Below are 598 nucleotides of genomic sequence, written 5' to 3' on the forward strand. Positions count from 1 at the left end.
ACATCGACAGGTGAAACCTTCTCCGGGCAGAAATGTACTGAATCCAGAAAGAGATACACCCGTATTAAAGCGGATCTTCAATCCGTTGGTACATGGGACGCAAAAAAACATCTCAAAAAACTCAGTGGAAAAGAACGCCGATTCAAGAATGATACAAACCACTGTATCAGCAAACAGATCGTCGCTGAAGCCAAAGGCACACAATCCGGTATCGCGTTGGAAGATCTGACAGGTATCCGTGATCGGACACCCGGTTATAAGGCATTAGCAGCGGCAATCGGTAAATGGGCGTTTTATGAGATAGCAATGTACATCCGATATAAAGCACATATGGTTGGTATCCCGGTCTACCTCGTTGATCCCCAATATACATCCCAACAATGCTCTCATTGTGGATATACAAGCAGGGAAAACCGGAAAACCCAGTCTGACTTCTTCTGTATCAAATGTGGATATACGGATAATGCGGATATCAATGCCGCAAAAAACATTGCATCAAGGGCTGATGTCAACCAGCCTATCGCACTCCGTCCTGAACCAAAGCGCTCAGGAAGATGGAAGGGCAAGCCCACGACTTCAGTCGTGGGTAGTTGACGTC

General features: G+C 46.3%; 1 protein-coding gene. It reads left to right on the forward strand.

The features are described 5' to 3' along the window. Nucleotides 1–594: RNA-guided endonuclease InsQ/TnpB family protein (locus RJ53_RS11515; protein WP_211531784.1), on the forward strand; the 594-nt coding region annotated here is incomplete at its 5' end. Between the last annotated feature and the right edge of the window lie 4 nt (nt 595–598).

This window comes from Methanocalculus chunghsingensis (assembly GCF_018132105.1).
GTDB classification, from domain to species: domain Archaea; phylum Halobacteriota; class Methanomicrobia; order Methanomicrobiales; family Methanocorpusculaceae; genus Methanocalculus; species Methanocalculus chunghsingensis.